General features: G+C 40.8%; 19 protein-coding genes and 1 pseudogene. 10 read left to right on the top strand and 10 right to left on the bottom strand.

Going from position 1 to position 23,745, the window contains the following annotated elements:
- Nucleotides 1-646: 646 nt before the first annotated feature.
- The 6 genes from ACFSVM_RS24560 to rlmH all read left to right on the top strand — a co-directional run bounded on the left by ACFSVM_RS24560 (nucleotide 647) and on the right by rlmH (nucleotide 10,163).
- A complete protein-coding gene (locus ACFSVM_RS24560; protein WP_379265103.1) occupies nucleotides 647-1,192 on the top strand; it encodes an SMI1/KNR4 family protein in 546 nt (181 codons plus the stop codon).
- Between the two features lie 324 nt (nucleotides 1,193-1,516).
- Nucleotides 1,517-1,684 carry a CxxH/CxxC protein gene (locus ACFSVM_RS24555; RefSeq protein ID WP_076314175.1) on the top strand — a complete coding sequence of 56 codons (168 nt, stop codon included), beginning with the start codon at nucleotides 1,517-1,519 and terminating at the stop codon, nucleotides 1,682-1,684.
- A gap of 258 nt (nucleotides 1,685-1,942) precedes the next feature.
- Nucleotides 1,943-5,167 carry a glycosyl hydrolase 53 family protein gene (locus ACFSVM_RS24550; RefSeq protein ID WP_379265101.1) on the top strand — a complete coding sequence of 1,075 codons (3,225 nt, stop codon included), beginning with the start codon at nucleotides 1,943-1,945 and terminating at the stop codon, nucleotides 5,165-5,167.
- A gap of 101 nt (nucleotides 5,168-5,268) precedes the next feature.
- Nucleotides 5,269-8,172 carry a glycoside hydrolase family 3 C-terminal domain-containing protein gene (locus ACFSVM_RS24545; protein ID WP_379265099.1) on the top strand — a complete coding sequence of 968 codons (2,904 nt, stop codon included), beginning with the start codon at nucleotides 5,269-5,271 and terminating at the stop codon, nucleotides 8,170-8,172.
- Between the two features lie 211 nt (nucleotides 8,173-8,383).
- Entirely contained in the window at nucleotides 8,384-9,580 is a 1,197-nt protein-coding gene (locus ACFSVM_RS24540) for an ATP-binding protein (protein ID WP_379265244.1), read from the top strand.
- 103 nt (nucleotides 9,581-9,683) lie between these two features.
- On the top strand, nucleotides 9,684-10,163 hold the full coding sequence (rlmH, locus tag ACFSVM_RS24535; RefSeq protein ID WP_379265097.1) for a 23S rRNA (pseudouridine(1915)-N(3))-methyltransferase RlmH: 480 nt from the start codon (nucleotides 9,684-9,686) through the stop codon (nucleotides 10,161-10,163).
- 630 nt (nucleotides 10,164-10,793) lie between these two features.
- Here the strand turns inward: rlmH and ACFSVM_RS24530 are convergent.
- From ACFSVM_RS24530 to ACFSVM_RS24515, 4 genes and pseudogenes are all read right to left on the bottom strand, one after another.
- Nucleotides 10,794-11,831: pseudogene (locus ACFSVM_RS24530) on the bottom strand (recombinase family protein); the annotation flags it as partial.
- A gap of 57 nt (nucleotides 11,832-11,888) precedes the next feature.
- Complete coding sequence (locus ACFSVM_RS24525; protein WP_379265095.1) at nucleotides 11,889-12,263, bottom strand: hypothetical protein; 375 nt, start codon at nucleotides 12,261-12,263, stop codon at nucleotides 11,889-11,891.
- Nucleotides 12,264-12,318: 55 nt separating this feature from the next.
- Entirely contained in the window at nucleotides 12,319-12,483 is a 165-nt protein-coding gene (locus ACFSVM_RS24520; RefSeq protein WP_251629723.1) for a hypothetical protein, read from the bottom strand.
- Nucleotides 12,476-13,039: a helix-turn-helix domain-containing protein gene (locus ACFSVM_RS24515; protein WP_251629725.1), complete on the bottom strand. Its 564-nt coding sequence runs from the start codon at nucleotides 13,037-13,039 to the stop codon at nucleotides 12,476-12,478. The genes ACFSVM_RS24520 and ACFSVM_RS24515 overlap by 8 nt, the downstream gene beginning before the upstream one ends.
- 875 nt (nucleotides 13,040-13,914) lie before the next feature.
- On the opposite strand from ACFSVM_RS24515, the gene ACFSVM_RS24510 reads away from it, so the two are divergent.
- A complete protein-coding gene (locus tag ACFSVM_RS24510) occupies nucleotides 13,915-14,235 on the top strand; it encodes a hypothetical protein (protein ID WP_379265092.1) in 321 nt (106 codons plus the stop codon).
- Between the two features lie 297 nt (nucleotides 14,236-14,532).
- On the opposite strand, the gene ACFSVM_RS24505 is transcribed toward ACFSVM_RS24510, so the two are convergent.
- The 6 genes from ACFSVM_RS24505 to ACFSVM_RS24480 form a co-directional block, all read right to left on the bottom strand.
- Entirely contained in the window at nucleotides 14,533-14,742 is a 210-nt protein-coding gene (locus ACFSVM_RS24505; protein ID WP_251629728.1) for a hypothetical protein, read from the bottom strand.
- Nucleotides 14,721-15,002 carry a hypothetical protein gene (locus tag ACFSVM_RS24500; protein ID WP_251629729.1) on the bottom strand — a complete coding sequence of 94 codons (282 nt, stop codon included), beginning with the start codon at nucleotides 15,000-15,002 and terminating at the stop codon, nucleotides 14,721-14,723. The genes ACFSVM_RS24505 and ACFSVM_RS24500 overlap by 22 nt, the downstream gene beginning before the upstream one ends.
- Before the next feature lie 11 nt (nucleotides 15,003-15,013).
- Nucleotides 15,014-15,577 carry a tyrosine-type recombinase/integrase gene (locus ACFSVM_RS24495; protein WP_379265089.1) on the bottom strand — a complete coding sequence of 188 codons (564 nt, stop codon included), beginning with the start codon at nucleotides 15,575-15,577 and terminating at the stop codon, nucleotides 15,014-15,016.
- Between the two features lie 195 nt (nucleotides 15,578-15,772).
- Nucleotides 15,773-16,378 carry a RadC family protein gene (gene radC, locus ACFSVM_RS24490; RefSeq protein ID WP_285846676.1) on the bottom strand — a complete coding sequence of 202 codons (606 nt, stop codon included), beginning with the start codon at nucleotides 16,376-16,378 and terminating at the stop codon, nucleotides 15,773-15,775.
- Between the two features lie 234 nt (nucleotides 16,379-16,612).
- Nucleotides 16,613-17,341, bottom strand: a complete 729-nt coding sequence (locus ACFSVM_RS24485) for a hypothetical protein (RefSeq protein ID WP_251629732.1) — start codon at nucleotides 17,339-17,341, stop codon at nucleotides 16,613-16,615.
- Nucleotides 17,342-17,387: 46 nt separating this feature from the next.
- Nucleotides 17,388-17,618 (bottom strand): hypothetical protein, encoded by a 231-nt coding sequence (locus ACFSVM_RS24480; RefSeq protein WP_379265086.1) that lies wholly within the window; start codon nucleotides 17,616-17,618, stop codon nucleotides 17,388-17,390.
- 252 nt (nucleotides 17,619-17,870) lie between these two features.
- Here ACFSVM_RS24480 and ACFSVM_RS24475 point away from each other — a divergent pair, with 252 nt between their 5' ends.
- Genes ACFSVM_RS24475 through ACFSVM_RS24465 form a run of 3 tightly spaced genes read left to right on the top strand, consistent with a single transcriptional unit; the run spans nucleotide 17,871 to nucleotide 23,738 of the window.
- Nucleotides 17,871-21,119, top strand: coding sequence for a helicase-related protein (locus ACFSVM_RS24475; protein ID WP_379265084.1), 3,249 nt, complete (start codon nucleotides 17,871-17,873; stop codon nucleotides 21,117-21,119).
- Between the two features lie 9 nt (nucleotides 21,120-21,128).
- Nucleotides 21,129-21,893 (top strand): DUF4391 domain-containing protein, encoded by a 765-nt coding sequence (locus tag ACFSVM_RS24470; RefSeq protein WP_379265082.1) that lies wholly within the window; start codon nucleotides 21,129-21,131, stop codon nucleotides 21,891-21,893.
- The gene (locus ACFSVM_RS24465; protein ID WP_379265080.1) at nucleotides 21,894-23,738 is read left to right on the top strand and encodes a site-specific DNA-methyltransferase; all 1,845 of its coding nucleotides are present in this window, start codon (nucleotides 21,894-21,896) and stop codon (nucleotides 23,736-23,738) included. It abuts the gene before it with no gap.
- Nucleotides 23,739-23,745: the final 7 nt, after the last annotated feature.

Below are 23,745 nucleotides of genomic sequence, written 5' to 3'. Positions count from 1 at the left end.
GTCGGACTTTTTTTATGTGGATCAAGATGTGAAGTCTCATAAGAATTGAATGAAGCTGCCTAGGCTGAGCTGCAGCTGGCTTAGTGGTAGACGACGAAGGCAGTCACGGTGTATGCAGTACTGAAGATACATAGTGACAATGAGCGTAAATACTCTCTTGAGAGTCGATTGAGTTTCCATTCTTTAAACGCATTATAGGCATGAATCAGGGTAAACGCGAAAAATAGTAAGGCATTTGGCTGTTCCATGATATACACGCTAACCTGACAAGAGCCATCGAAATTATCGCACTTGCGACATCTATCCTCTTCAAGGCGGTTGTTTTCTCCACGGGCTCGGATCTGACTACTTCAAAGCTCCAGGAGAACAGAAAGTAATACAGCACATTTAGAATAAAGAACGTAACTATCAAGAGAGAATTAAGATCGGAATGGATAGGGCTTCCCTCCTTATGTATACTGCCTACTATATCACATTGAAAGATGTGATTATTGAAAATAATTACATATATGGATGGTCATTGATATAATTGTGTTAGCTGAAAATATTCAATGGCCTAACTTGATACCATAGAACATCCAGGTGTAACAAGCAAGCCTGGTTCCACGATTACTACATATATACACAGGGAGGTAGTGATAAAACTATGAATGAAGAAGAATTTTGCCCAGCCTTAACCATTGAGTCTTTGATTGATATGCTCAGAAAGTTCAGCAAAGATGAATCGAAAATCTATCATTTGGGTGTTGTAGTCGATTATTTCTTTAAACTGAATCCGCCTGCTCCCAGCTCTGAAATAGCTTGGATTGAAAGAGAATGTGGATTAATTTTACCTAATGAGTATAAACGCTTCTTAATGCTTGTTGATGGACTACGATTTGGCAATGCAGAATGTGCAATTTGCTCATGTAAAGATGTAATGGATTTTTATTTTGTATTTGAGGATTTCTACCCGCCTAACATGCTAGTCATTGCTACTGCTGAAGGATCATCTAAACATATTTTGCTTCAGGTTAATGAAGATGGGTACAAGTTATTCGTAACCTCTGCTATAGGGGATGACTATATGTGGTTACTAAGTGATGATAATCTATTAACCTTTTTTGATAAGTTTATCAGTACCTATGGCTTTCCTTTTTGGAAGATGTATAAAGATGAAAGTACCGCGATAATGAAATTTAATGTAGATTAAAACATGGAGCGTTCAGGCACTCCATGTTTTTTTATCTGTGTGATATGAGGATAATTATTTGTAATAACTTGTTTGCCAATCACAAGTTCTTCATTTCACATAGAATTTTTATTTAAACTTATAATTAAGGTTCCCTGTGGGACAAGATAAGTAGGAAGGATCACTTCTCTTCAACACGAAAACAGGATTTGAAGGGATTAAGGGTTTATTTTCTAGGACAGGTATGGTAGAACAGGAGAAGGGGTTATTAATTCATGTATTGCATGAAGACAGAGGATGACCCCATATAAGAAAGGCCTCAAGACAGAAAGGATGCTTGAATGAATGTACACCGTATGTAAAGAGCATGTGGAGCATGCCATTGATTTGTTCGTCGATGAGTTCGAGGACGCACCGGATATTGTCGATCTGAAGGAAACCGAATTCTCGGATTGGGATCCGCCGGTGAAATGCTCCGAATGCGACAACAATGCGGAATTTCTGGTCGTGTAGCATCGTAGGAAGCTAGAGCTTGATGTTCATTATAGGGATGGGAGAAGAGCGTGTTACTGCGCTCTTTTTGTGTTTTATAGAGCCTTGTGCCAAAGTAGTTGCTTTAGCACACGAAATGTTCATTTATTATCCGTTCACGCCCGGCACCCCCATTGATATATTATTTATAAAGCGCTTACATATATTCGAGAGATTGATTACTAGGATCAGCATGAGTGTGCTTTTATTTTATTGGGATAAATGATGGGGGATGATTGAATGGGAAAAAGGATAGGCAGTCTTATACTGGCTGCGATGGTGGGGGTTACGGGATTCAGTATACCGGCTGGAATCGGAGGATCTGTGGCACATGCGAACCCACAGGATGCGTACCTTATAAATGGCGGATTTGAGTCTGATTTTTGGACAGATGGATCATGGCGTGTAGAGACGGCTGATTGGGACAACACCGATATTCAGCACTACGCTTACGAAAATGATGAGTATATCCAGCGGGTTGAAGGAGAGCATGCCTTTAAGTACTGGATCAAGGATACGGCGGATGGAGAGCAGACAATTACACTTACACAATCGGTTACAAGTCTGCCAGCAGGAACCTATGAGCTATCAGTGCATTCCATGGGTGGCGATGCAGCTGGAGCGGGTCGTGTAACCTTGTTCGCGGGAACGGATATGGGAGATGAGGTGCTTACGACGGGCTATAACGAATGGGACAAGCTGAGTCTGCAATTCATTCTGGAAGAGGAGACGGAGGATCTGAATATCGGGGCAATCATCAGCGGTGCACCAAGTTCCTGGGGATACCTCGATCAGGCCGAGTTAAGACAAGTGAGCACGGATACGACGAAGCCGGTAGATGCAGATATTTTTGTGCAAAAGGTAGAAGGGCTGTCTCCCGACTTCATCAAGGGGGTGGATATCTCCAGCATTATCGCGTTAGAGGAGAGCGGTGTCCAGTTCTATAATGAGGCAGGTCATACCCAGGACATATTTACAACACTGCATGACGCAGGCGTCAATTATGTGCGTGTTCGGATCTGGAACGATCCCTATGACGCATCAGGCAATGGTTATGGCGGCGGTAATAACGACCTCGCTCGGGCGATTGAGATCGGTAAGCGGGCAACGGCTAACGGAATGAAGCTGCTGGTGGATTTTCATTACTCCGATTTCTGGGCAGATCCGGCTAAGCAGAAAGCGCCGAAGGCATGGGAAGGCATGAGCTTGGATGAGAAGAAGGCAGCGTTGTACCAATATACGAAAGACAGCCTGGAAGCGATGCGGAGCGAAGGCATTGATATCGGGATGGTTCAGGTTGGCAATGAAACCAATGGACAGTTTGCAGGGGAGACGGAATGGTCACATATCAGCGAGCTATTTAATGAAGGAAGCCGGGCCATTCGAGAGGTGGATTCGGAAATTCTAGTTGCCCTGCATTTTACGAATCCTGAAACCTCAGGAAGATACATGCACTATGCGGAAGAACTTGAGAGAAATAATGTAGATTATGATGTGTTTGCAAGCTCCTATTATCCATTTTGGCATGGAACATTGTCGAACCTGACAGCAGTCCTGACGGAGGTTGCGGATACTTACGGCAAAAAGGTCATGGTAGCCGAAACCTCATATACCTATACGGATCAGGATGGGGACGGACACGGTAACACAGCACCAAGCAATTCAGGACAAACCCTTGAGTATCCTATTACGGTTCAAGGACAGGCTACCTCGGTACGTAATGTCATTGAGGCAGTAGCCAAGGTAGGGGAAGCCGGCATTGGGGTGTTCTACTGGGAACCGGCATGGCTTCCGGTGGGTCCCGAGGATCAGCTTGAACAGAACAGAACGATCTGGGAAGCACATGGTTCAGGCTGGGCATCCAGCTATGCAGCGGAATATGATCCGCATGATGCCGGGAAGTGGTATGGCGGAAGCGCCGTGGATAATCAGGCGTTGTTTGATTTTGCAGGACATCCCTTGCCATCACTGAATGTATTCAAATATGTTCATACGGGTGCTGTAGCCCCGATTGTCATCGATGCCGTTCAGGACGTACACCTATCGGCTATCGCGGGCGAACCATTCTCATTACCTAGTGTAACAAGTGTGACCTACAATGATGGAACAACAGGGACTGTGGCGGTAACCTGGGATGAGGCGCAGCTAGGTAATGCCATAACAGCAGGCCCTGGCAGCTATGTGATCGAAGGCACGGCAGAAGGCGGGCATAGCGTACAGGCATTTCTGCAGATTAAGAAGAGAAATTGGATCGTTAATGGAAGCTTTGAACAGAGTGACCGGAGCATGTGGAGCATTACTTATCCGGAAGGTGCAGCACCGCACACGGAATATCAGAACAATGCAATGGATGCCAAGACGGGCAGCTACTCGCTGCATTTCTATTCTGCAGAACAGGTCCATTTCAAGGCCCAGCAGACGATAGAAGGTCTTGAGCCTGGGTATTATAGCTTGTCGATGAATATTCAGGGCGGCGATGCGACCAATGCGGATATGAATCTATACGCTATAGTGGATGGAAATGAGATGAGAGCAGACACAGCGGTGAATGGATGGGCACAGTGGAGCACGCCTGAAATCAAGGATATTCTAGTTACAGAGGGAAGAATCACAATTGGTGCATCCATAAAAGCGGACGGAGGCGCATGGGGAACCTTGGATGACTTCTATTTGAGCCACGAGCGTGCTTATGAACCGGGTTCGGGGTCAGGATCAAATCCAGAGCCACAGCCAAATCCAACACCAACACCAAATCCGCAGCCGGGTGGGGATTCTGGAACAGGGACTGTTCCTGACGGCAATGTGGGTGAGAATGGGAATGGTCAGAACGACGATGTGAGTGAAGTAGACGGTGAAGATCCATCGGAGACGGGAGATAACGTGGATACTCCCTTCCTAGATGCGTATATAGCAGGGTATCCAGATGGTACATTCCGTCCAGGTCAGGCCGTTACCCGAGCTGAGATGGCGGCGATGCTGTATCGGGTTCAGGCTGCTGACAATCGAACAGAGTATGCTGTGAGTTACAAGGACACCGATACTCTTGGTTGGGCTGTTAGCGAAATAGAGCAATTAACAGCGAGCGGTTTAATGTCTGGCTATCCCGATGGCACGTTTAGACCAGGGCGCTCCATCACAAGGGCAGAGATGGCAGCCATTGTCGTGCGATGGACAGGTCTGGAGTCTATAAAGAGTCAAGATGCACCCACCTTTTTTGCAGATGCCATAAATCATTGGTCTGAATCAAACATTCGACTCGCTGCTGAGGCAGGGTATATGAAGGGGACAACGGACAGACACTTCCGTCCTGATCAGTATTTGACCCGAGCGGAAGCCGTTACGGTCATTAATCGAGTGCTCGGACGCACAAACGCGAATGCAGTACAGCAGCCACTGTGGTTGGATGTTCCGGCAAGCCATTGGGCTTATGAGGAGGTCCAGGCGGCTTCCAGCCGTGCACAGTAACTCTAATATTCTATGAAAACGCCTCTAATTATTTGGGTAGCCCCTATATTGGATATGTCATAAAATACGCTTGAGGGAGTCTACCCGAAGGAGGATTCAATATGTCGAGTACAACACAATATCCATTCCAGAACACTTCCCTTCCACTTGAAGAACGGGTAAATGACTTGGTTTCTCGCTTCACTTTGGAAGAAAAAGTGGGACTTATGATTCAATATCAAACGGCAGTAGAACGCCTTGGTGTTAAGGCTTACAAGCATGGTACGGAAGCAGCTCATGGTATGGCATGGCTTGGAGAAGCAACCGGATATCCGCAGCCAATCGGTCTCGGATGTACGTGGGACACGGACCTGATGCAGCGAATTGGAAGCGCAATCGGAGACGAAGCACGGGGCTTTTATAAGAAAAATCCAGAGATCAACGGTCTGACCTTATGGGCACCAACGGTCGATATGGAACGCGATCCGCGCTGGGGACGTACAGAGGAAGCTTACGGTGAAGATCCGGTCCTCGCTGGTAAATTGGCATCTGCCCTTGTTAAGGGAATGCAGGGTGATCATCCGAAGTATATGAAAGCGATTGCGACACTGAAGCATTTTATCGCTAACAATAATGAAGTAGGCCGCGGTGATGCTTCGGTCAGCATTGATCCGCGTAATATGCGTGAGTATTATTTGAAAGCGTTTGAGATTCCGTTCAAAGAAGGCGGCGCCCAGTCCATGATGACGGCGTATAATGCTATCAACGGCGTTCCGGCTAACCTTAGCCCGGATGTCAACGCGATTGTGAAGCAGGAATGGGGCATGGACGGATTTGTCGTCAGTGATGCGTTTGATGTATCCGGTACTGTCCGCGATCACGGCTACCTGGAGACTTACAAAGAGGCAGTAGCTCGTTCCGTTAAGGAAGGCGGCATTGACAGCATTACTGATGATGGTGAACTCATTAAGCAGTCGCTTCGCGAAGCCCTAGAAGAAGGACTGCTTAGCGAGAGCGATCTGGATGTTGCACTGCGCAATACGTTCCGCGTTCGTTTCCGCCTGGGTGAATTTGATCCAGAGGAAGGCAACCCGTATGCAGCGATTGATGAGTCGGTCATTATGCATCCAGAGCATGCCAAGCTGTCTAGAGAAGCAGCTGGCAAAGCCGTGGTTCTGCTCAAGAACGAAGGAAATATCCTGCCGCTGCAAGCAGATAAGCTGAAGAAGGTTGCTGTCATTGGCCCGCTTGGTGGCACGGTCTATCGTGACTGGTACAGCGGCTCGCTGCCTTACGCAGTTACTCCGCTCCAAGGTATTCAGGACAAGCTGCGCAGCCATGGCGGTGAAACGACGTTTGCTGGCGGCACAGACCGCGTGAAGCTGAAAGCGAAGGACAGCGGTCGCTATGTGCAGGTACGCAAAGAGGATCAGTCCTCTCTTGCTGCTACGGGCGAAGCTGCTGATCAAGCTGCCGTATTTGAAATGACCGATTGGGGCTGGGACAGCCACACGATCATTGCAGAGGACAACGGCCTGTACCTGACCACAGATGATCGCATTGTGAAGGCATCTGCAGATCAGATCTGGGAATGGTTCACCAAGGAAGTCTTCCTTGTACGTCCAGAAGGTGAAAACGCTGAGCAGGTTACCTTCTCTACTTGGAATGATACACCGGTTACCGTGAACAAAGACAGCGGCGAGCTGCTCGTCGGTACCGGCAGTGCGGAAGAGACAGCGAACGAAATTAATGTATCCGGCGCTGCTTCTGTGGCAGGTGGAGAAGAGAAGATCGTTGCTGACATCTTCGAGGTGGAGACGCTGACGGATAAATTCGCAGCAGCGAAGGAGACCGCAGCCGATGCAGACCTTGCCGTTGTATTTGTCGGTAACCACCCGCTCATTAACGGTAAAGAAACGATCGACCGTCCGGATATTACACTTCCGGCATCTCAAGAGCAGCTGATCAAGGAAGTTCTATCGGTCAATCCGAATACGATTGTTGTTGTTGTCGTTAGCTATCCATATGCTCTGAACTGGACGGAAGAGAATGTACCAGCGATTGTGTACACAACCCATGCAGGCCAGGAGCTCGGAAATGCAGTAGCTGATGTACTCTTCGGTGATGTGAATCCAGCGGGACGCCTGAACATGACTTGGTACAAGTCAACAGATCAGCTTCCTGAATTTATGGATTACGATGTGATCAAGGGAGATCGTACGTACCAATATTTCCAGGGTGACGTGCTGTATCCATTCGGACACGGCTTATCGTATAGCTCATTCCGTTACGACCATATCAGCTTGGATACGAACACAGTATCAGCAGATCAGGATCGTGAGGTTGGCATTACGGTGCGCATTACGAATACAGGAACACGTGCTGGTGAAGAAGTGGTACAGCTGTATGGACATGCGGAGCAGTCTCGTGTGAAGCGTCCACTCAAGCAATTGCATGCGTTCCAGCGGGTGCTGTTGCAGCCGGGTGAATCTGCCGATGTGAGCTTCAAGCTTCCACTGAGCGAGATCGCAATCTGGGACGTAACTCGTGAGCGCTTCTGCATCGAGAGCGGCAGCTATACGTTCATGGCGGGTGCTTCCTCTGCGGATCTGCGAGTGAATGCAGAGCTTACGGTAGAGGGCGAAGTCATTCCACCGCGTGATTTGAAGCAGCCAGTGAAAGCCTTCAACTATGATGATTACGAAGGTGTACTGATCGGAGAATGCCATGAAGGCGGCAGTGCGGTTGAAGTGAAGGAGCAGTCCGGCTGGATCGTGTTCCAGGATGCTGAATTTGGTGAAGGTGTAAGCAGTGTAACCCTGCGTGCAGCGAGCCAAAGTGTGGCAACAGCCGAGCTTCGTCTGCAAGGTCCGGAAGGTCCGGTGGCAGGAAGCGTAGAGCTTGAGTCCACGGGACCACAAGGCTGGCGTGATTACAAGGTGACAGTAGAAGGCGTGAGCGGACGTCAGGACGTATATATTGTGCTGAACGGTAAGGCAGCTCTGAGTACGATTCAATTTCAATAAATAATGAATAGGCCAGATTCCCTTGAATAAAGGGGATCTGGCTTTATTTTTGTTTATTTTTCCCAATGTTTAAATAATTCAGTTTAATTTACTTAGAAGGAGAAAGTGGAGTAATATATTCAAATGTAACATAGACTTGCTATACCGACGAAAGGAAGTAGCCACTTTGCTCGAAACGTTGTTGTTGAATTTCTTGATTTTGCTCTTTCCGGTGGTCATTTTCTTAATCTTCTTTGAGAATAGACCCTTTGCTTATAACAAAAAAATATTAGTCATTTTATCTACTGTGGCCATGTGTCTGTGTATGCTGATGCCATTTAGATTGGAGTATGGGTATACGTTTGATCTGAGGTATATTCCTTTCCTGCTCGTCGCCTTGTTTGGCGGATTTCGCTGCAGCTTCCCTCTATATGTGGCGTTAATTGTATGCAGATTATATGTGGGTGGAGAAGGCGTCTTGCCAGCCATTTTGTTTGCATCCAGTATATTTATAGCGGCGCCTTTGTATAGCAGAAGATTTCGGGGACTGGCACCCAAGAGGCGAATTGCAGGCGCGGCGGCGGCGGCTTTTGTGACGATGCTCTGGTACTTGATCACCTTAATTATTGTAATTGAGCAAGTGGATGGCACCTTCTGGCTCTTGGCTGGACATGCGCTGGCGACATATACGCTGTTTATGACAATTGCAATGATGCTGATTGAAAAAATAATAGCCAATGTCCATTATCGGGATCGCGTGTTGCAGTCTGAACGATTGAACGTCGTCAGTGAGCTTGCAGCCAGTGTATCTCATGAGATCCGAAATCCGCTGACTGTCACCAGTGGTTTCTTACAGCTGCTTAGTAAATCGGAGACGATGACGGAGAAGGAACGGGGATATATTAAGCTGTCGCTGGAAGAGCTCAAACGAGCTGAGAAGATTGTGAGCGACTATTTGTCCTTCGCCAAACCGCAGTCCCAGAACATGGTGTACGCTGATCTAAGTGAAGACCTGGAGTATACAACGAATATTATTCTGCCGTATGCGATGATATATGATGTTGAGGTGGAGAGTTATTATGACAATTCGCTCAGCACAAATTACGATCAGCACCAAATTCAGCAATGTCTGATTAATCTATATAAAAATGCGATCGAATCGATGAAAGAAAAGGGCGGCGGCAAGCTGATCATTCACATTTCGGAGCATAAAGGAAGCATTGTTATTCGTATCGAGGATACAGGGGTCGGTATGGATAAGGAGGAACTGTCCAGACTGGGTAAGCCGTATTACTCCACGAAGCAGGAGGGGACGGGCCTTGGGATGCTCATGGTATACAGCACGATCAACAAGCTGAAGGGCAGAATTGAAGTGGATAGCAAAAAAGGCCAGGGAACCGTCTTCCGGCTGTTCATTCCGGCTGCATGATACAATGGGCATAAAGGGATATCATTGATATAGAAAATAGATACACAATCAAAAATAACGATCAGTGTAAAGCAGATTGAATATAAGCAGGAGGCAGTACAGCATGTTGATCCAGATTATCGGGGTAGGGAAGTTAAAAGAGAAGTACTTAGTGCAGGGCATTCAGGAGTATACGAAGCGGTTAGGGCCTTATGTCAAATTCCAAGTCATTGAGGTGCCTGATGAGAAAGCACCGGACAATATGAGCGAGGCCGAAGTCCGTGGCGTCAAAGAACGTGAAGGCGAGCGTATTCTGTCCCATGTGAAGAGCGAAGCACATGTGATTGCACTTGCGATCGGTGGTCAGCTGTGGAGCTCCGAGGATCTCGCTGCCGAGATGGACAAGCTCGGAACGTACGGGACAAGCCACATTGTATTTGTAATTGGCGGGAGCCACGGGCTGTCCGATGCTGTGCTAAAGCGGGCGCAGCAGAAGCTGAGCTTCGGCCGAATGACTCTGCCGCACCAGCTGATGCGGCTTGTGCTCGTGGAGCAGATTTACCGGGCGGTGAAGATTAATCGGGGTGAACCGTATCATAAGTGAGGGTAAAATAGAAAGGGACTTCAATGTGTCCCTTATCTCTTTATCCGTTGGATTATGCTTATCTAAAGCTGATAAATCCACTTTATTATCATGAGCATAGCTTCCTATCTTCCTTATGAGGTCTTTTGACTTTTTTTTTACACCAGCTGGCGTGAAATCAAAGTGAAGGTGTATTTTTGTTATTTGCCTTCCTTTTCTTGGAGATGGAGCCGCAGGCGTAATTTCAATTTCCTTAATGATCATCCGAAGGAGTTCTTTCTTTTCTTCACTATCAGCCTGATCTAAAATGCTATCGAGATTTCTTACAAAGTAAAGCAGTGCCATTAGGTCTACTGGTTTACTTGTAGTATTTGCTAGCTTTTCTTCGGTGTGTTCTAGTTGCTGCTGATAAGAAAGTTTTGCTTGTTGTTGTTCTTTTAATTTTTCAGTGAACATTGGCAACAGTTCAGGGTCTTTCATTAGGTTATCAGTAATATTAGCAATATACTTTTCGCATTTATTTATAGATGCTTCCAGGCGTTTCTTTTCTTCCATTAGTGGTTCTTTTGCGTGCTCTCTTTCCTTATTCATCTTTTGAACGAGTCGCTGAAGAATTTGAGACTCTGTCAAAATAAGCTTAAATTCCTCAAGAACCTGGCGTTCTGCAAGATCTGCATTAATGCTATTAGCAGAGCATTCTGATGCTCCTTTATTATGAAAGGTACCGCATTTATAGTATCGGTATGTTTTATTCGCACTTTTGGATTTACCAGCTACCATTCCAGCACCGCATTGTGGGCATCGAATTAGTTTGGTAAGTATATAAGGTTGGTCAGATTGTACAGCTTTATATGAGCGGGCAGAGCGCTTCTGCTGTACCCTTTCCCATAAGTCTTCAGGAATGATTGCTTCATGCTCACCGTTAACAATAATGGCGTCTTTGTTTTTACCTGATCGTCTCTTTTCTGACCAATTTTCATATTGATTAAAGCGTATTTTTCCAATGTAAACTGGGTTATCCAAGATGCCTTTCAATGTACCAATAGAAAAGGCATTTCCTCTTTTAGTGACGTATCCCTTTCGATTAAGAATACCTACAATCTTTTTGTAACCGAAACCTTGGTCTGCATAATCATAGATTTCTTTTACTATTTTGGCTTCTTCTTCATTTTTGAATAACCTTTTATCTTTTGCATCATAACCAAAACATTGACCGCCATTCCATTTTCCTTCTTTAGCTCTCTGTGTCATCCCCATTTTTACACGCCCAACTATTTGTTCACGTTCATTCTCAGCAATAGCACTTAGGATATCATAAACTAACTTTCCATAAAGGGTTGTAGTATCAATATTTTCAGATAAACTAATTAGTTGTACATTTTGTTCTTTAAGTATTTCTGCTATCTCGGAGGAATCTCGAACCTTTCTTGCTAATCGATCTAATTTGTATGTCATAACAGCATCAAATTTTTTCTGTTTTGCATCCTCAAGTAAGCGAGTCATTTGTGGGCGTCCAGAGATACTTTTTCCACTTTTACCCTCATCAATATATTCATCAATAATTGTAATATTGTGCTTCATCGCATATTCAGTCAACAATTCCTTCTGTGCTTTTATACTGTACCCTTCATTTGCCTGATCCTCTGTACTAACACGAGCATATAGCACTGCTTGAAGTTTTTTTATCATATTCACATTCCTCCATATAAAAAATGGAAGAAGGCATGAGAGCCCTCTTCCTGTAGTTTAGAAAGGTGCTGGACGGTTTCCTACATCTCTATATAACATAGTTATACCATCTGGTAGTTCTTTTTCTTTAATAGCACCATTTACATCGGAAGGCACTTTATCACCTAGATAAGACAATCTCCATTTCTTTTTTTCCAATTCCCCGTAAACTTCTGGATAGTTTAGCTGGAAAGCTACCAATGAATGGTCACTTCGGCCATTGGTTCTTTCTAAATAGTGATGTAGTTCATCAATTGTTTGTAGAAGTGACTCTTTATTGTTTCCACTTGTGAATTGTACTGCTTGGACCATAAATAAAAGATAATCCTCCAAAGTATCCCAACGACTTAAGTCATGTGTTCTCCAGTTTGGTAGATGTAAAACGATATCCATTCTTTGTTCCTCCTATATTTTTTTTGCTATTACATTGATTGTTCAGGAAAAAGAGCTATCCATCCTTTTCCCTTGCTACATTTCCTTGCTCCCAATCATATATAGATTTGGACATAAACCGAATGACTTGATTTAAGAAAGCTTCCTTATTATAGGTTTGATTCTTTTGAACAGTCTCATTTACAAGTAGTGCAATTTTGGTTGTTTCATCGTCATTCATTACGCATTCCTCCCGATAATTTATCCATAGCTTTTAGCATTTTAGCCCATCTTTTTTTTCTTTCGCCTAATTTATAAAGGATATACTTAAATTCTTCCTTGACTTCTTGGTATTCCAAAGGCGTTATTTGAAAACTATCTTGTAAGATTTCCGAGGATTCGCTATTTAGAGAGGAAATCGTACAAGATAAATCTATTTGATATGCCTCCCTAAATAGTGGTCCCACGTCCAAACCTGAGTGATTAAAACCGAAGATAGTAAATGGATAAGGGGACACATAATATTCATCAAAGAAAGCAATTATGGGAACATTGAAGTAATTGCTTAGCTTTTGTAACAAATCAAGATTTGGATTTTTAGTAAATCCAGACTCTAGTTTGGTTAGTACAGATGGACCTACCTCAATGTCATTTGCCACTTTAGATACTGTATATTGACCGTTGTTCATCTCTGAAGCTTTATTTCGAATCCATTCAATTCGTTCATTTACACTTTCCATTATTGCTAATGCTTTTAAATCATTATTGGTGGTTTGGTAAGGTTTTCTTCTTTGCATAATTAGCAATCTCCTTTCGTTGTCTTTAATATAACACGTTTTTTCTGTTTGGAAAAATAATATGCTTACTTTTTTTCTGATTAGATAAAAATTTATTGACTTTGGCTCTATTTAAGGATAAAACAGAATTAAGAGGATAAAGTGTAGCTGGAATGACCTGACACCAGCGTATTCAAAAAACTGGTAAGGTGAAATGAAGCCAATGTCGGAAAGTTCATTCGGTGCAGACATAATTTCATACTTGTGTCTGAAACGTCAGGAGGATAAATGCAACGATGCCTCTGTAGTAAGCGTACAAAAAAGAAGTTGCGGGGGTTCAGTTTCTTCATTATAAGTGGAGAGATGAAGCGAGCGGAGAAACGCAGAGATCCAGCAAGAAAAAGTTGGTGAAGCAGGTGGGGCGCATGAAGTACCTGGTAAGCGGTTATCTTTCTATAATTCTTTACAACTATTGTAGGAGATATAGAAAGATGGTCAGTATGAACACGATGATACGGATACCCTATTAAGAAGGAACGGGAAAATGTTTATCAAAGACTACTCTTTGTGTAGATGTAGATTTACCTATATATTTGCACAGGGAGTAGTGTGCACTCAGAGCCGTTTCCCATGAAACAGGAAATATAACTTTAAATACGCTCACTTAAGCAGCGAGCTATTATATCAGCCACTTACCTACAAGCAGATAGCAAATTGAAAGATTGGCCGCACCTAAAATACCAGCTACTGGACAGTCATAGCAAGACTCAGTATTCAAGAACAAGCTCCTAAATATGAGACAGTTAAACATGAAAGGTTAGCGGCGGTCCTCTTCATACAGCTCGTATAAAGGGGTCGTACTAAAAGATATAAGATTCCAAAAGGAGGACTACATAATGCCAAACTCATTCAAATATGACTATATCGACAAACAGAAAGGAATATACTCAGTAAGAGTAGCAAGTGAGGAGCCTTATTCCCGAGAGGAAGCTAAGGTGGTCTATGTTGCCAAAATGATTGTCCGAGGAGAAGAGATAGAGGATGTAGAAGTACAGGGGTATTTACCCGAAGAGGTTAAGCGGGATGCCATTGCTATACTACTGGATTGCATTTATCTTGAGAAGAACAACGGATTTGTCCATGATACGGTAGTAGATATGGAACCTACCAAAGCCTCTCATTTATATTTAGTTGATAATCCAAAAGGATATACTTAATAGATTATAAGAAGAATTTATCTTTTTAAGGTGTAGCTCCCACCCTGAATGGCGGATCTGCAATCATTTGGAAATAAAGTGGTGTTTAGCAAAAAAGGCCTATAATATAAGGGTTTAGGAGTAATATTGAAAGAAATTTTATGTAAGCAGGTGTAACCACAATAAATAACGGAACATTTGTTCTGATAATATAAAAGGGCTAACAAAACTGCTAGCCCCTAAACTTTGGCCATTCGGGTATCTGTTTTGTCCCTGGGACTTGAGTCTTTTAAGTGAACAGGGAGAGTAAATTATCTCTTATAATTCCCTGCTGAGGCTTATTTTCCTATACAGGGCTATAATCGACCTATTTTGGCCTTCCCATGATTCGTTTCTCAAAATTGGTACCTTGTATGTCCATTCCATTTCATCCATTAAATCAGCTAAAGAACGGCTTCTAAATGGCTCTTTTGCTATCCCACGAATAATTTCCTCATATGCTTGGTTTATTTCGGCAAGTGATTGCATATTATATCACCACCTTGTTCAAATTCTGTGATACCTTTCTTTATAGCTGTGGCTAATCGTTCTCTTTTGTCTCTTTCTCCGAAAAGATTAAACCATAGTAAATAATCGAGGTCTCTTTCGTCTGCGACTTCCCATGAAAACGTAATAACTGGTACGGCTACAATATAACTGTCACTGTAAATATCCTTTGTAATATACATGATTGCTTCAGTATCATTTTCAAAAACTGAATGTTTGATGTCGATTGCTATTGTTTTCATGCTTCGTCCTCCTATAATACAAATTCATTTAAGCTATCTTCGATTTCCTCGGCGGTAATGCCGATATACCGCTTTGTGATTTCTGGCTTTGAGTGATTCAGGATTTCTTGCAGCTTAGCAATGTCCTTCGTCTGTTTATAAAACCAGTAACCGAATGTTTTACGCATTGTATGGGTTCCGATGCCATCCTCCATATCAACCATTTTGCCAGCCTTTACAAGTTGTCTGTATGCCTGTGTAGTAGTGATATGACTGTTTCCTTGACGGCTTGGGAATAGCCATTCTGTAGCTTCCAGTGTTTTTATATAGGTTTGTATTTCATCATAAATATTTGTAAGGTGTATCAATCTTGGTTTTTTGGTCTTTCCTTCTTTGACAGTAATTTTCTTCTTTCCCTTTACCTGCTTTATTTTGAGTTTCACTAAGTCGCCAACCCTTAGGCCTGTATTGATGCCGATAAGAAAGAGAATATAATCCCGTTGGCCACACCATTTCTTTAAGCCCCATTTCATGTCTTCTAATTTTTCTTTGCTTCTAATGGGTTGAACATCATAAACCTCTGCTTTTGTAGTCATTTTTTCCCCGACTCCTTTCAAATCAGTAAAATCGATAAAATGAGTGTATGATTTTTTTATATAAAAAAGAGATAGCAGAGAAAAGGGCACTATCTCAGGTTTATCAAGTAATTGGGTGTATGATTTTGGCTATTTTCTTACACTGAGATAAACATAGAAGGGACAAACCCATTCAGGTAGTCCCCCCAGCACTTCTTATAGGTATCCCTTTTCTTTTAAGCTGATATATTTCTCGGCTCCAATGATAAGGTGGTCAAGAACTTCTATTCCCACTATTTTCCCTACCTCTGCAAGGCGCTTAGTCACCTCTATGTCTTCCCTTGAAGGCTGTGGCTGCCCTGATGGGTGATTATGAGCTACAATAGCACTAGCGCAGCATCTTTTAATTAATGGTAGGAATGTTTCCCTTGGATGGACAATACTAGCATTCAATGAACCTGTGAAAATGGTTTCTCTAAAAATAATTTCATTCTTAGTGTTGAGTCCCAAGCAAACAAATTCTTCCCGATTTAAGTACTGCATATCTTTAAGATAATCATAAGCATCTTGTGGGCTTCTAATAGTGAATCGTTCTTCTGCTGTACTAGGATTTAACCTTGCTAACTTTAATGCTGCGATGATCTGTTGTGCTTTAACTTTACCAATACCTTTGATTGATAGAAGTTCTTCCTCAGTAACATCCAATAATTCCTGAATGGTTAAGAAACGGTTGAAAATCTCACTAACAATATAGCTGTCATCCTTTTCACGGATAGTAGTAGATAATAATTGTTTAAAAGTTAATTTATCAAATGTTTTCATTAGTAATTCCTCCATTAAGTTGAAATAAAAAAGGAGAGACGAATGTACGTCTCTCCCATTGATTCATTTACTTTTTTTCAGTATGATAATAGATAGTTATTCTTTTTTTACTGATGAGTCCGTTCCAGCGGCTCATCTTTTTTTATGCACACAAATAGCTCTCGAATGCTTGCTGCACTCTAAGAGCCTCATGTTCCCACGCTATTGACCGACTTCAATAGCTTTTCACCTCCTTTAAGAATTAGTTTTCAGCAATAGTAGGTCTTGGATAAAAGATGATGCTTGTTGTTTGGTTAGCTTTGTACTGTGGTCGACTTGATACATCATTTTCATCATTTCCTTTGCTGTGTCAGGGTGTATTCCATGCTTTGATACAGTCCTAAATAACATCTTTAGCTGCCTGTCCGTGGCTGGTTCATCACCTCCTTTAATTTTTGGCGAATACTTAGGTAAATCCTCAATGTCCTGTGTGAATAAGCCACTGGACCTTGTAGCACTTAATATAGCATCAATTAGTGCTCTCTTCTTCGCCATCTTCAAAAGTGTATTTATAATGCTAAATGGGTCTTGATCCACAAATGCTTTTTCCTTATTGTTGCAGGCACCAATACCTTCTGCTTCCGTATAACCAGTTTCCTTGCTAACAAGAGTTACTTTCACTTCATAAGCAAATATTCCTTTCTCCCAGTTTTCAATACGATTAACGATATTCACATGCTTGGAAAAGCCGAAAATGTCACAAAGCTTCTCTGCCCCAGGTTTTAGCAAGGTTGGTTTTTGAAAACCATCAATAATTCCATAATCGAGGCCTTCAATCATCATTTCCTTTACAAATTGTTGTAATAAATCAATTCTCTCCTTAGCATCGACTAAAGAGATAGCTAGACTTGGAACAAGATTTTCTTTTACATTTCTTTCCCTTATGGGTATAACATTCCGAATTACATTGTTTTCTGCGACCATACTTGTTCACTCCTTTTATCAATTTTCACATACTTACCCATGCTTCCTATTTCTCATAGAAGGATACACGATTACCTAATTCACTGTTACAGTTGTAATAAGCAAACCTTTCAACCGTTTTTTCAAGGTCTTCTATCGTAGAAACAGTTACCTTAAATCCCAAGTTCCAGCATCCCTCGATATTAGCTGGATTCACTTTACTTGCTACTAGGAAGCCAGTCCAATAGCCATTCTTAGCAATCAAAGACTTTACCGTGCTTTTATGCTGCTTTTCCATTTGTATCACCTCCTTTCATTTTAATAAGGCATGGGTGGGCACTGAACATCACCTAAACCTTTCATGCCTAACATTACCTGGGGTCAAAAATTTTCAATATTTTTGGCACTATATGGGTTACATTTTCTTCCATATTGAAGGTTGCTAAAATGTGTAATTACTAATTTTGTAAAATAGATTTATCGTTAACGAAAAGTCTTGTAGAATGAAAGTAGTACAATAGTTATATGTTTGTCTTTTGGGGGTGCTAGAATGCTAGGAAAAATGTTAGATAATAAAAAGTCTGGAATTGTAGGAGACGCTTTGAAGCCTTATTTTAAAAAAGATGCAAAGGTAGCAATCATGTCATCCTACTTTACGATATATGCATTTGAAGCTTTGAAAAAGGAATTGATGAAGGTTGATGAAGTACGGTTTTTGTTTATTGACCCTACCTTTACTTCAGAGAAACATTCGAAGGGTCATATGGACTTGGACAAGTCTGACCGTGAGAAGAGGTTGTCAGGATCAGAGCTTGAAATTAAGATGCGAAATGAGCTGACACAGGCAAAAATTGCAAAAGAATGTGCTGACTGGATAAGCTCAAAAGTGAAGATGAAGTCACTAACGTCACCTTTGACGCAAACTCGAATGTTTCATATAGAAAATAAAGATGGTTCATCAGTTGCTACACAGGGTAGTTCGGATTTCACAAGTAGCGGATTGGGTTATACCTATTCACCTGATTTACAAATGAATACATTTATTAATGAGCCCTTATTAACGCAGCAATATATACAATGGTTTAATGATGTATGGAAAAATGAAGCCATTGCTGAAGAAGTAAAAGAAGAAGTATTAGAAAGAATAGCAGCTATTTATGAGAATCATTCCCCAGAGTTTCTATACTACGTCACACTATATAATATTTTTAGTGATTACCTAGAAGAATTCGATGAGGATATGATTGTTAAATCAAAAACAGGTTTTAAAGACACTGCGATATGGAACAAGCTTTACAAATTCCAGAAAGATGGCGTGCTTGGTGCTATCGATAAACTGGAAAAGCATAACGGATGTATTATTGCTGATAGTGTAGGTTTGGGGAAAACGTTTGAAGCACTTGCAGTCATTAAGTACTACGAATTAAGAAATGACCGAGTGTTAGTTTTATGTCCCAAAAAATTAAGAGAGAACTGGCTTATCTACACTCAAAATGACAAGAGAAATGTCCTTTCTTCTGATCGCTTTAATTATGACGTATTAAATCATACAGACTTGAGTCGTACAGGTGGTTTCTCAGGGGATATTAATTTAGCTACTGTAAATTGGAGTAACTATGACCTAGTTGTTATTGATGAATCACATAATTTTAGAAATAATGAAGCTAGAAATGACAGGGAAACTCGTTATTCAAGATTAATGAATCAAATCATTAAAGCGGGTGTGAAGACAAAAGTCCTTATGCTTTCAGCAACGCCTGTAAATAACAAAATGAACGACTTAAAGAACCAAGTAGCCTTTATTACGGAAGCCAAAGATGAGGCTTTGGAAGCGGCAGGAATTGAAAGTATTGAACAGACGCTGAGAAAAGCACAGCTTTCTTTCAATAAATGGCTTAAATTAGAAGATGAGGAGCGTAAATCCGATACTCTCCTTGAAATGTTGAACTTTGACTATTTCAAATTACTGGATGCAGTAACAATAGCTCGTTCAAGAAAGCATATAGAAAAATACTACAACATGTCTGAAATTGGGAAGTTTCCAGAACGATTAAAGCCAAGTAATGTTCATGCCGATATCGATGAATACAACGAGTTCCCTGAAATAAAGGAAGTAAATAAGCTCATTAATAGATTGAATTTAAGTGCATATTCACCATTAAAGTATGTAATGCCTGAAAAACAAGAGGAGTATAGCCGTAAATATGATAAGAAAGTAAAGGGCGGCTCGGTATTCAAGCAAATTGACCGTGAACGCAGCCTTGTTCACTTAATGAGGGTAAACCTACTAAAAAGGATGGAAAGCTCTATTCATTCATTTGGTATGACAGTAGCTTCTCTTTTAAGAAAAATTGATGACTTATTGGTTAAGCTTGATAATATTCAGCAATATTCTAATGCAGACATTAATATAAACGAGATCGATATTGATGATGACGATATTGAAAACATGTTAATAGGTTCGAAAGTTAAAGTACTACTTCAAGATATTGACCGTATTAAATGGAAGCAGGATTTACAAGATGATAGGGACAAACTGGAGAAGTTACTAATCGAATCAGCAAAGGTACGGGCTCCACGTGATGCTAAATTGAATAAGCTAAAATTTATGATAGAACAAAAGCTCCGTCGTCCAATCAATGGCGACAACAAGAAGATCATCATCTTTACGGCTTTTGCAGACACAGCAAGTTATTTGTATGAAGAAATATCGAAATGGGTACAGAATAATCATGGTATTAATACGGCACTTGTAACAGGGTCTGGAGGTAACCAAACTACTTTAAAAGGAATACAGAAAGATTTAAATTCTATCTTAACCAACTTTTCTCCAGTATCAAAGGAGCGAAGTAAAATTGACTCTAGCATACAGGATGAAATTGATATATTGATTGCAACAGACTGTATTTCAGAAGGGCAAAACCTGCAAGACTGTGATTATTTAATCAATTATGATATCCACTGGAATCCAGTTCGAATTATACAGAGATTTGGTCGTATTGACCGACTAGGCTCCAAGAATGATGTTATTCAACTTGTGAACTTTTGGCCCAATATGGACCTAGATGAGTACATTAATTTAGAAGCTCGTGTTAGCGGGAGAATGGTACTACTTGATATTTCAGCAACTGGGGAAGAAAATGTAATTGAATATGATGAAAAAAAGCAAATGAATGACCTGGAATATCGTAAAAAGCAATTGAAGCAGCTACAAGAAGAGGTTGTCGACTTAGAGGATATCTCAGGAGGAATCTCTATCACTGATTTAACTCTAAATGATTTTAAAATGGATTTACTTGATTATATGAATATGAATACAAACAAGAAGAAAATTGAGACGGCTCCACTTGGGTTACATGCTATAACAGCCATTAGTTTGGCACCTTCATCAGACACGGAACAAGGAGTAATATTCTGTATTAAGCAGCGCAATGCAGAAGCAAAGGTGAAAGAAACAAGTGCTTTATATCCATACTACCTTGTTTATATGAACATGGCTGGAGAGGTACAACTTGGACATTTAAAAACAAAACAGATACTAGACCTCTATCGTAAAGTTGCTCACGGACAAACAGATGTATTTAATGAATTAATACATCAATTCAATATTGAAACGGAGGACTTGGCAGACATGTCTGCTTATAAGTACCTTCTGGACAAAGCAGTAGGGTTTGTTCTTGGTATCGTCGAAGAGCAAGGAATGGAATCATTGTTCAGTCTTGGGAATTCAAGTCTATTACAGGATACTAATACAACTTCGGATGACTTTGAGTTGATATCATTTCTAGTGATAAAGTAGGTGATGAGAATGAGAGAATGGTTTATTCAGCGATTAGAGTTCCCTTCTCGTACGGTGCTTAATCGTAAGATACCGAAGAAAGCCTTTTTTACACAAGCGGACCTTTCAACCTCTGAAAAGGAAATTTTCACTTCCCAAATAGAAGGAATATATTTGTTAAGTGTTATGAATCAGCAGAGTATGAATATCCCAGTTTTCCAAACTGACGATTACCATTATGCAGAAGTAGTTTGGATTTATGTTCAGCTTCGAGAAAAGAAAAACATTAATCGAATTATTAGTGCTGTTCATAAGTCTATTCCTAATCCTTTAGTATTAATCATGGAATCGTCTGATGGGGAGATACTTATGAGTACTTGTCATAAAAGGATTAATAGGAATGACAATACTAAAGTAGTTGTTGAACACCCAACTATTACTAATTGGTTTGAATCAAAGGCGGAAGATGGAGCGTATACCAAACTACTAAACGCATTAACCATTTCAAATTTATCCTTTGAAAATCTATATTGTATTTATAATGATGTTCACCAATGGTTAAAATGCGAAAAGCTTATTTCACTTGTAGGTTCAATACCTGTGAGTATAGAAAACCGTGAAAAAGTAGTCTACATTATGGACAAGGTTCAGGAAAATCAGAGAGAAGTTGGACAATTGCAGCATGAGCAAAAAGGACAACTTGATTTCGGAGCTAAGATGGAGTTTCATATGAAGATAAAACGTCAAGAACAACAAATCAACATCCAATTACAACAAATAAAGGAGTTGTGTTAATTGCAGAAATTAGAAGGAAAAACATTCAATGTTGTACAAGACAATATTGAAAAGATAAAGGAGTTATTCCCAGAGGTACTCACAGAAAAAAAGATTGATATTGATAAATTACGTATTGCTTTAGGTGAACATGTAGAAAAAGAAAAGGAACGATATGAATTTAATTGGAATGGGAAAACAGAAGCAATTCAACTTGCTCAAAAGCAGACAACAGGGACTTTACGTCCTAGTATAGAAGAAAGTGTGAATTGGGATACAACACAGAACCTTTATGTAGAAGGGGATAATCTTGAAGTACTCCGAATTCTTCAAAATTCATATCGAAATAAAGTGAAGATGATCTATATTGATCCACCATATAATACTGGAAAGGATTTCGTTTACAAAGATGATTTTCATGACAATGTAAAAAGCTATACTGAACAATTAGATGAAAACATGAAGTCTAATGCGGAAACAAATGGTCGATTTCATACGGATTGGTTAAATATGATGTACCCTCGTCTAAAAATAGCGAGAAACTTTTTAACAGATGATGGTGTTATTTTTATAAGTATCGATGATAACGAGTATACAAACCTGAAAAAAATATGTGATGAAATATATGGAGAGCAGAATTTTGTCTCAAATATTATTTGGTATAACAAAGAAGGCGGAGGGGGCTCAGATAGTAAGTTCTTCCGAATTAAACATGAGTATATCCTTTGTTATGCAAAAAGTATCGATAATCTAGAAATAAAAGGGGTAGAGATTTCAAACTTGGATAGATACACCCAATCTGACGAGTATGAAAAAAGAAGGGGACCGTATTATCTCCAAAAACTAAACCAGGCAAGTATACAGTATTCTTCTTCACTTGATTATCCAATAATTTCTCCAGAGGGTGAAGAGCTATATCCAGCAATAAATGAAAAACGGGCTTGCTGGAGATGGTCAAAGGAAAAGGTTGAATGGGGATTAGAAAATGGATTTATTGAATTCAAGAAGGATAAGGACGGAAACTGGCAAGTATATAGTAAGCAATACTTAAAAGTGGATAATAATGACAAACCGATTGAGAGAACCCAACGTCCTCTGTCAGTATTAGAGGGATATTCCAGTACTCAAGCCTCAAAAAAATTGGAAGAACTATTTAATGGAAAAGTCTTCGATTATAGTAAGCCAGTTAACATGATAAAGACATTAGTTGAAATATCTACAAATGAAAATGATCTAGTACTAGACTTTTTTGCTGGGTCATCAAGTACAGCACATGCCATTATGGATATTAACGCCAATAGTGGTGAAAATAGAAGATTTATTATGGTTCAATTACCAGAAAAAACTGATGAAAAATCTCAGGTATATAAATTAGGTTATAAGAATCTCTGTGATGTAGGTAAAAAACGTATAGTTCTTGCAAAAGCAAAAATAGATGAAGAAAATGGTACGGCAGCAAAAATAGATGCTGGATTTAGGGTATTTAAGCTAGATGAAACAAACCTAAAAAAATGGGACGAAGAATCCATTGATGTAGAAAAGAGTTTATTAGATTTTATTGAACCACTTAAAGAAGGACGTACCAAGGAAGATGTGGTATACGAAATCCTTCTTAAATATGGAATTGATTTGTCAGTACCAATCGAAGAAGTAAGTATAGCTGGGCAGACAGTTTTCTCTGTTGGTTTGGGATATCTGCTTATATGTCTAGAACGAGAATTAACCTTGAATCAAATTGAAGAAATGGCAAAACAACGGCCAGCACGAATTGTTTTTTATGATGAGGGATTCAAAGATGATACTGTACGTACAAATGCGCAGCAAATACTAAAACGTTTTGGCGTTGAAGATGTTCGAGTGATATAAGGAGGTA

It is taken from the genome of Paenibacillus shunpengii (assembly GCF_042684905.1).
Taxonomy (GTDB): Bacteria; Bacillota; Bacilli; order Paenibacillales; family Paenibacillaceae; genus Paenibacillus; species Paenibacillus shunpengii.
Note: the sequence above shows the minus strand (reverse complement) of the source record. Positions and strands in the feature narration are given on the sequence as shown.

What these genes read in the sequence shown, in the direction of transcription:
- ACFSVM_RS24480 (WP_379265086.1), bottom strand. Translation starts at nt 17,618, where the DNA reads ATGGAAAAGCAGCATAAAAGCACGGTAAAGTCTTTGATTGCTAAGAAT.
- ACFSVM_RS24495 (WP_379265089.1), bottom strand. Translation starts at nt 15,577, where the DNA reads ATGACTACAAAAGCAGAGGTTTATGATGTTCAACCCATTAGAAGCAAA.
- ACFSVM_RS24550 (WP_379265101.1), top strand. Translation starts at nt 1,943, where the DNA reads ATGGGAAAAAGGATAGGCAGTCTTATACTGGCTGCGATGGTGGGGGTT.
- ACFSVM_RS24485 (WP_251629732.1), bottom strand. Translation starts at nt 17,341, where the DNA reads ATGGTCGCAGAAAACAATGTAATTCGGAATGTTATACCCATAAGGGAA.
- ACFSVM_RS24525 (WP_379265095.1), bottom strand. Translation starts at nt 12,263, where the DNA reads ATGGATATCGTTTTACATCTACCAAACTGGAGAACACATGACTTAAGT.
- ACFSVM_RS24555 (WP_076314175.1), top strand. Translation starts at nt 1,517, where the DNA reads ATGTACACCGTATGTAAAGAGCATGTGGAGCATGCCATTGATTTGTTC.
- ACFSVM_RS24500 (WP_251629729.1), bottom strand. Translation starts at nt 15,002, where the DNA reads ATGAAAACAATAGCAATCGACATCAAACATTCAGTTTTTGAAAATGAT.
- ACFSVM_RS24560 (WP_379265103.1), top strand. Translation starts at nt 647, where the DNA reads ATGAATGAAGAAGAATTTTGCCCAGCCTTAACCATTGAGTCTTTGATT.
- ACFSVM_RS24470 (WP_379265082.1), top strand. Translation starts at nt 21,129, where the DNA reads ATGAGAGAATGGTTTATTCAGCGATTAGAGTTCCCTTCTCGTACGGTG.
- ACFSVM_RS24545 (WP_379265099.1), top strand. Translation starts at nt 5,269, where the DNA reads ATGTCGAGTACAACACAATATCCATTCCAGAACACTTCCCTTCCACTT.
- ACFSVM_RS24515 (WP_251629725.1), bottom strand. Translation starts at nt 13,039, where the DNA reads ATGCAAAGAAGAAAACCTTACCAAACCACCAATAATGATTTAAAAGCA.
- ACFSVM_RS24520 (WP_251629723.1), bottom strand. Translation starts at nt 12,483, where the DNA reads ATGAATGACGATGAAACAACCAAAATTGCACTACTTGTAAATGAGACT.
- radC (WP_285846676.1), bottom strand. Translation starts at nt 16,378, where the DNA reads ATGAAAACATTTGATAAATTAACTTTTAAACAATTATTATCTACTACT.
- ACFSVM_RS24510 (WP_379265092.1), top strand. Translation starts at nt 13,915, where the DNA reads ATGCCAAACTCATTCAAATATGACTATATCGACAAACAGAAAGGAATA.
- rlmH (WP_379265097.1), top strand. Translation starts at nt 9,684, where the DNA reads ATGTTGATCCAGATTATCGGGGTAGGGAAGTTAAAAGAGAAGTACTTA.
- ACFSVM_RS24505 (WP_251629728.1), bottom strand. Translation starts at nt 14,742, where the DNA reads ATGCAATCACTTGCCGAAATAAACCAAGCATATGAGGAAATTATTCGT.
- ACFSVM_RS24475 (WP_379265084.1), top strand. Translation starts at nt 17,871, where the DNA reads ATGCTAGGAAAAATGTTAGATAATAAAAAGTCTGGAATTGTAGGAGAC.